Below are 6,530 nucleotides of genomic sequence, written 5' to 3'. Positions count from 1 at the left end.
AGGGCGGCGCGACCGACCGACAGGGCGGCGCGACCGACCGACAGGGCGGCGCGGCCGACCGACAGGGCGGCGCGGCCGACCGACAGGGCGGCGCGACCGACCGACAGGGCGGCGCGACCGACCGACAGGGCGGCGCGACCGACCGACAGGGCGGCGCGACCGACCGACAGGGCGGCGCGACCGACCGACAGGGCGGCGCGACCGACCGACAGGGCGGCGCGGCCGGTCGACTCGTCGAAGGGGAGCCGATCAGAGTCGAGGACGTGCCCGACGAGAAGTTCGACAGATCCGGAGGCGCCGGTTGGTCGATCGGCCACTGCGGTGCAATGGAGCACGGCCGCCTCGGAGGTGTCGCGATGACCGAGCAGTACGTGGTGGACCTTCAAGGGGTTGACGAGCTTCAGGTCGCGGTCGTCGGCGGCAAGGGCGCGCAACTGGGCGGGCTTTCGCGGATCGAAGGCGTCCGCGTGCCAAGGGGCTTTTGCGTGACGACGGACGCCTTCCGGCGGATCATGGCGCAAGCGCCGTCGCTCGACGACCGGCTCGATCGGCTGTCGCGCTTGGACCCGGACGACCGGGAGGGGATCCGCACGCTCAGCGCGCGGATTCGCCGGACCATCGAAGGGGTTGCCGTACCGGGCGATCTCGCGGCGGCGATCAGCCGCGCGCTCGGCCGGCTCGGCGAGCAAGCCGCCTGCGCCGTCCGATCCAGCGCGACGGCAGAGGACCTGCCGACGGCCTCCTTCGCCGGCCAGCAGGACACGTACCTGAACGTCGTGGGGCCGACGGCGATCCTCCAGCACGTCAGCCGGTGCTGGGCCTCGCTGTTCACCGAACGGGCCGTGACCTACCGCCAGCGGAACGGCATCGACCACCGTGCGGTCCACATGGCCGTGGTCGTGCAGCAGATGGTCTTTCCGCATGCGGCCGGCATCCTGTTCACGGCCGACCCCGTCACGGGCAACCGGAAGGTCGCCACCGTGGACGCCGGCTTCGGCCTCGGCGAGGCCCTGGTCTCCGGCCTGGTGAACCCGGACGTCTTCAAGGTGCGGCACGGCGAAGTCGTCGCCAAGGCGATCGCCGCCAAACAGCGTGCCGTCCACGCCCTGCCGACCGGCGGTACGCGGGAAGTGGCGATCGAACCGCAGCGGCAGGAGCAGCCGGCGCTGACGGACGCGCAGGTCGTACAGCTCGTGCGGCTCGGGCGGCTCGGGCGGCGGATAGAAGCGCACTTCGGCCGCCCGCAGGACATCGAATGGTGCCTGGTCGACGACGGCTTCCAGATCGTTCAGAGCCGGCCGATCACGACGCTGTTCCCCATCCCCGAGACCGGCGATCGGGAGAACCACGTCTATGTCTCCGTCGGTCATCAGCAGATGATGACCGACCCCATGAAGCCCCTGGGGCTCTCCATGTGGCAGCTCACGGCCATGGTGCCGATGCACGAGGCCGGCGGGAGGCTGTTCGTCGACGTCACCCGGCGCCTGGCCTCGCCCGCGAGCCGCGCCGGCCTCCTGGACGTCATGGGCAGAGGCGATCCCCTGGTCAGGGACGCTCTGGAGACCGTCCTCGCCCGCGACGGTTTCGTCCCGGCTGTCCCGGACGAGGTTCCCGGCGGGCCGCCGGCCGGCGACGCGTCCACCCCGGTCGAGACCGATCCGGCCATCGTCACGGGGCTGATCGAGCGCAGCCAGGCGTCCATCGCCGCCCTGGAGCGCGACATCCGGACGAAGAGCGGACCGGCGCTGTTCGACTTCCTGCCGGAGGCCTTCGAGGAGCACAAGCGGGTCCTCGGTGATCCGCTGAGCATGCAGGTGATCATGGCGGGGATGGAGGCCACGTGGTGGCTCAACGACAAGCTGCAGGAGTGGCTGGGCGAGAAGAACGCGGCCGACACGCTCACGCTGTCCGCCCCCGGCAACGTCACGTCGGAGATGGGACTGGCGCTGCTCGACGTCGCGGACGTGATCCGCCCGCACCCGGAGATGGTGGAGTTCCTGCAGGGCGTCGAGGACGAGCACTTCCTGGACGAGCTGGCGGAACTCCCGGGCGGCACCGAAGCGCGCGAGGCCATCGAGGCCTATCTCGACCGGTACGGCATGCGCTGCGTCGGCGAGATCGACATCACGAGGCCGCGTTGGCGCGAGCGCCCGTCCACGCTCGTGCCCGTGATCCTCGACAACGTCAGGAACTTCGAGCCGGGCGCCGCCGCGCGCCACTTCGAGCAAGGGCGGCAGAAGGCGCAGAAGAAGGAACACGACGTGCTGTCCCGCTTGCGGGCCCTCCCGGACGGGGACAGGAAAGCCGACGAGACCAAGCGGATGATCGACCGGGTCCGAACCTTCATCGGGTACCGGGAGTACCCGAAGTACGGCATCGTCAGCCGCTACTTCATCTACAAGCAGGCCTTGCTGAAGGAGGCCGAACGCCTCGTGCAGGCCGACGTGCTGCCCGAGAAGGAGGACATCTTCTACCTCACGTTCCGGGAGCTCCACGACGTCGTGCGCTCGAACCAGGTGGATGACCGGCTCGTCCAGCAGCGCAAGGACGCGTTCCGGGCGTACCACGCGCTCACACCGCCCCGGGTGCTCACATCGGATGGCGAGGCCGTCACCGGGGCGTACCGGCGCGACGACGTGCCGGCCGGCTCCCTGATCGGCCTGCCGGTTTCCGCCGGGACCGTCGAGGGAAGGGCCCGCGTCGTCCTCGACATGGCGGAGGCCGAACTGGAAGCGGGCGACATCCTGGTCACGACCTTCACGGACCCGAGCTGGTCGCCGCTGTTCGTCGGAATCGCGGGCCTGGTGACGGAGGTGGGCGGCCTGATGACCCATGGCGCAGTGATCGCCCGGGAGTACGGCTTGCCGGCCGTCGTGGGCGTGGAGCAGGCCACCCGGCGGATCCGGGACGGGCAGCGGATCCGCGTGCACGGAACCGACGGGTACGTCGAGATCCTGCCCTGACCGATCACGCCGGAAAGCCCCATCCGTAGCCATGTTCGACACGGCCATGGCGACGCTCCGCTTCGGCGACGTCGCCCGGCCACGGCGGAGACGAGATTCCGGGCCGTGTACGCCTACGACGTGCGCGGCGGGGTCCTCGGCTCGGCGCGGTCCTCGGCTCGGCGGGGTCCTCGGCTCGGCGCGGTCCTCGGCTCGGCGCGGTCCTCGGCTCGGCGCGGTCCTCGGCTCGGCGCGGTCCTCGGCTCGGAGGGCATGCCCACCCTGGGCGGCCCCCGCCGCACCCACCTGACGGCCTGCGGCGCGGACGGCATCGCCGCCGAGTGCGTCACCTACGACCAGGACCTCTGTCACGACGCGTACGTCGCCGAGCCGGCCGGTTTCGCGGCAGCGTCCGCACGCACCGCACGCACCCCCTCGGCCACGGGTGAGGACGCCCGCGCGGTCCCGACGATCGCGCTCGCCGCCATGCGGTCGGGTTCGGACGGGAGGACCCGTACGCGCCGAGGACGTACGGGCCGAGCCGGAACCCTCACCGACGGCGGCATGACAGAATGAGCAATTCGTCTCTCTTGTCAAGATAAGTTCTAAAATTACGTAGGCCTGCAACCGTTCCCCGAGGAGGGCGGCAGAGCAGCCCAGCGGCGAGCCGGTGAGGGGAGTGAGGCACATGATCGTGGAGAACGGCATCGACCTCGCCCCGATTCGGGAGCGGTTCCTGCAGGGCGGGACCGTCGAGAGCGGCGTACGGGCCATGATCCTCAACTCCTGGCGGCGCTCCGCACTGCTGGGCCTCTCCCCCGACCAGGCCGACCTTCCCTACCGTCCGGACGTCGACACGGACGTACGGCTCGTCCACGCGGCCGCCCCCGTGCTCGACTGGCTGCAGAGCCGGTTCGCCGGCAGCCGGATGAACATCGGGCTCGCCGACGCGGAGGGCGTAGTGCTCACCCGCCGCTTCGGGCAGCCGTCGCTGGCGCGCAGGCTGCCCCCGTTCCAGGTCGTCCCCGGGTTCGTGTTCGCCGAGGAGGTCGCGGGCACGAACGGCATCGGCCTCGCCCTGGCGGAGCGGCGGCTGTGCCGGCTGTACGGCGCGGAGCACTTCGCCGAGCGGTCCCAGGGCAACGCCTGTTCGGCCATCCCGATCCGGGACCTGCTCAGCGGACGTATCGAGGGCGTCCTGTCCTTCGGCTGCCCCCGCACCGACGCGAGCCCGGTCATGGACGTCCTGATCGCCCAGGCCGCCCACGCGATCGAGCGCCGGCTGCTGGAACAGAGTACGGCGCGCGAGCGTGCCCTGCTTCAGTCGTACCTCCACGCCCGGCGCGGCGGCGCCGTCGGTGCGCAGTTGCTCGACACCGCGGCGATCAGCGTGGACGAGCCGGCGCTGGGCGGGCTGGACGAGTGCGACCGGATGATCGTCAGGGAGAAGGCCGCCGAGCTGATCTCCAGCGCTCAGCGCGGAGCGGTCGAGGTGACCCTCTCCGGCGGCCGGCGGCTCACCCTGCTGAGCCACCTGCTGACCGGCCCCGGCGGCACCGAGGGCGTCGCCGTCGAGGCGGTCCTGGACGAGGACGGGCCGCAGCCGCGGCTCACCCTGCCCGGCCACCCCGGCGAACCCCGCACCCTCGCCCCGCAGGGCGCGCCCGCCGTTCCCGTGCCCCGGCGCCTGCTCGGTGTGCCGTCCGGTCCCGGGACCACGGCCGGGCCGGTGAGTGTCGGCACGGCCGAGCAGTGCCCCGAGCAGTCCACCGAGTGGCTCCGCGGCGGCACACCCGCGCCGAGGGGCGCCGACGGCCGGCTGGTCCTCGTCGGGGAGCCCGGCGTGGGTACGTACGCCGTCACGGCGCGCCGCCGGCTGGAGCTGCTGTCCGAGGCGAGCGCCCGCATCGGCACCACCCTGGACGTGCGCCGCACCGCTTTGGAACTCGCCGAGATGGCCGTGCCGCGTCTCGCGGACCACGTCGTCATCGACCTGCCCGAGGCCGTCCTGCGCGGCGAGGAGGCGGCCGACCCGCGTACCGGCATGGTGCGGGTGGTGGTCCACGGGATCCGTGACGACCTGCCCTTCTACCAGGTCGGCGAACGCATCGACCCGCACTCCGCCACGCCGCAGTTCCAGTGCCTGGACCGGGAGCAGGCCGTGCTGGTACCCGACCTGAGGGTCTCCACCGGCTGGATCTCCCAGGAGCCCGCGCACACCGAACGCCTCGTCGCCGAAGGCGTCCACTCCCTGATCGCCGTCCCGCTGCTCGCCCGCGGCGTCGTCCTCGGCATCGCCGGCTTCTACCGTTACCGGTCCCCGTCACCGTTCGACGACGACGACCGCTCCCTGGCCCAGGAACTCGCCACACGCGCCGCGATCTGCATCGACAACGCCCGCCGCTACACCCGCGAGCACACCATGGTCCTGGCGCTGCAGCGCAGCCTGCTGCCGAACCGGCTGCCCGAACAGAGCGCCCTGGAGATCGCGCACTGCTACCAGCCCGCCGAGTACGAGGTCGGCGGGGACTGGTTCGACGTCATCCCCCTCTCCGGCACCCGGGTCGCGCTCGTCGTCGGCGACGTGGTGGGCCACGGCCTGCACGCCGCGGTCACCATGGGCCGGCTGCGCACCGCCGCGCGCAACTACGCCGAACTCGACCTCGCCCCCGAGGAGGTCCTCACCCACCTCGACAACCTGGTGGCGCGCATCGACCGGGACGAGACGTCCTCCACCACCGCCGGCGTCATCGGCGCGACCTGCCTGTACGCCGTCTACGACCCCACCTGCCAGCGGGCCACGATGGCGCGCGCCGGCCATCTGCCCCCGGCTCTGGTGCAGCCCGACGGGAGCGTGACGTTCCCCGACCTGCCCGCCGGGCCTCCGCTGGGCCTCGGCGGCCTGCCGTTCGAGTCCGCCGAGATCCTCCTCCCCGAGAGCAGCGAACTCGTGCTGTACACCGACGGGCTCATCGAGGACCGCGAGCGGGACCTGGACACCTCCCTCGAGCTGCTGCGCCGGGCGCTGGCCGCCCGGGACCGCGCGCCGGACGACACCTGCCGGGCGATCCTCACCACGGTGGCGCCGGAGCACCCGGACGACGACATCGCCCTGCTCGTCGCCCGCACCCACGCCCTGGACCCGGACCGGGTCGCCGAATGGTCGCTGCCCGCCGACCCGGCCCGCGTCAAGGACGTCCGCGCGGCCGCCATCCGCCGCCTGGCCGACTGGGGCCTGGACGAGGTGTCGTTCACCGCGGAACTGCTGCTGAGCGAACTGGTCACCAACGCCGTCCGTTACGGCAGCGGCCCCATCAAGGTGCGCCTGATCCACGACCGCACCCTGATCTGCGAGGTCGCCGACAACAGCAGCACCGCCCCGCACCTGCGCCATGCCGCCACCTACGACGAGGGAGGCCGGGGCCTGTTCCTCGTGGCGCAGCTCGCCCAGGCCTGGGGCACCCGCCACACCGCCGAGGGCAAGGTCATCTGGGCGGAGTGCGCCCTGCAGGCGCCGTCCGGCGGTCTGCCGGAGGCGGCGCTGACGGACATGGACTGGGGGGACCTCGCTGGCCTGGCATGACGTCC

The 6,530-nt window shown here is 72.3% G+C and carries 3 protein-coding genes and 1 pseudogene; 3 read left to right on the top strand and 1 reads right to left on the bottom strand.

The window, feature by feature from the left end:
* Positions 1-386 (bottom strand): annotated as a pseudogene (locus tag ACZ4SW_RS28265) (hypothetical protein); the annotation flags it as partial.
* On the opposite strand from ACZ4SW_RS28265, the gene rph reads away from it, so the two are divergent.
* The 3 genes from rph (at position 357) to ACZ4SW_RS28250 (ending at position 6,525) form a co-directional block, all read left to right on the top strand.
* A complete protein-coding gene (gene rph, locus ACZ4SW_RS28260) occupies positions 357-2,963 on the top strand; it encodes a rifamycin-inactivating phosphotransferase (RefSeq protein ID WP_468251243.1) in 2,607 nt (868 codons plus the stop codon). The pseudogene ACZ4SW_RS28265 and the gene rph overlap by 30 nt on opposite strands.
* 105 nt (positions 2,964-3,068) lie before the next feature.
* Positions 3,069-3,518, top strand: coding sequence for a hypothetical protein (locus tag ACZ4SW_RS28255; RefSeq protein WP_468251241.1), 450 nt, complete (start codon positions 3,069-3,071; stop codon positions 3,516-3,518).
* A 112-nt stretch (positions 3,519-3,630) separates the two neighbouring features.
* Positions 3,631-6,525: a SpoIIE family protein phosphatase gene (locus tag ACZ4SW_RS28250; RefSeq protein ID WP_468251239.1), complete on the top strand. Its 2,895-nt coding sequence runs from the start codon at positions 3,631-3,633 to the stop codon at positions 6,523-6,525.
* Positions 6,526-6,530: the final 5 nt, after the last annotated feature.

This window comes from Streptomyces sp. NPDC028331 (genome assembly GCF_055565775.1).
Note: the sequence above shows the minus strand (reverse complement) of the source record. Positions and strands in the feature narration are given on the sequence as shown.